2 pseudogenes are annotated in these 1,140 nt (G+C 38.0%); both read right to left on the minus strand.

Annotated elements, in window-relative coordinates:
- Positions 1-108 precede the first annotated feature (108 nt).
- Positions 109-495: pseudogene (locus tag QUA25_RS29300) on the minus strand (transposase); the annotation flags it as partial.
- A 216-nt stretch (positions 496-711) separates the two neighbouring features.
- Positions 712-989, minus strand: a pseudogene (locus tag QUA25_RS29640) (IS630 transposase-related protein); the annotation flags it as partial.
- Positions 990-1,140: the final 151 nt, after the last annotated feature.

A 1,140-nucleotide genomic window follows, 5' to 3' on the forward strand; every position in this document is an offset into this window, starting at 1 on the left:
CTCATTCTCTCCCGGCGCGGTGGCTCTAGTTCTTCTTTTGCCACCGTTCTCATCTTTGGCTAGTCTAAACTACAGTATAGTATAGTTATTTAAAATAAAAATGAGACACTAAGTTGCACAATAAGCGCGAATACTCTCATCAAGAGATGTGGCAGAATGCGAATACGTTATAGCTCTCTTTAATGCACTAAAATCATGCTCAATATCATTTAAGTCAGGAGAGTATTTTGGTGAAAAAAGTATCTGATGGCCTGCTTCCTCCACCAGGAGTCTAATTGCTGTCTTACGATGAATCGGTGCATTATCCATGATTAATATTGATGGTATTGTTAAAGATGGCCATAGATATAAAGCTAACCACCCTTCAAAACTTTCTGGATTCAAGCGGACAGTAAAGACCATAGGTGCAATCAAGTCCTTGTTTCCTTTTCTTCTTCCTGCTACTAAATTTTCTCTTTTCGCCCGTTTTCCTTGTCTATCCCCATAGACTTTTTGTAAGGATTCAGGTCACTGAACTCCTTGCTGGGCAAAGACTTTAGATCTGGAGCTTGATGCTAAATAAATCTCTATTCTCAATAAAAGACAAAAAATGACAGTTTTTCGTCCTTTATTGACAATCAACCACGAAAGGCAAAAACCCTTATTTTGCCCTACAACCCTTGCCAGACAAGCGTTGGAGCCGCAAGTTTTTAGACCTGAATCCTTACGACTTTTTTTCCTTTTTTGAACCAGGCATAAACACAAGCATGAAACTCTTCAAATCCTGATTTATCAATAAATACACTGCTTTTACTACCATGAGTTTTAATTAAATTTCTGATTGTTTGGTAGTATTTTATTCTTTCTTCTCTATTTCTTTCTCTATAACGAAATTATTTTTTTCTCGTAATTTTCATTTTCTTTAAGGCATACGATATGGCACTCGCTCTCACCCCTAATTTCCTTGCTCTTTCTATTAATCTTGCTTCGGGATTTTCTTCTACATCTTTTATGAGCGCTTCCCAGTCTATCTTTCGCTCACGGTGTTCTACCTTAGTTGCTAGGGAGGTCTTCCCGTCTTCCCGGGAGTATGTCACTTTTGTAGTGAGTAATTATACTCATGCAGCTTTCCCCTGATTTCCAATTAACCCGTTCAAGTAA

It is taken from the genome of Microcoleus sp. Pol17C6, from assembly GCF_036701145.1.
Taxonomy (GTDB): Bacteria; Cyanobacteriota; Cyanobacteriia; order Cyanobacteriales; family Microcoleaceae; genus Microcoleus.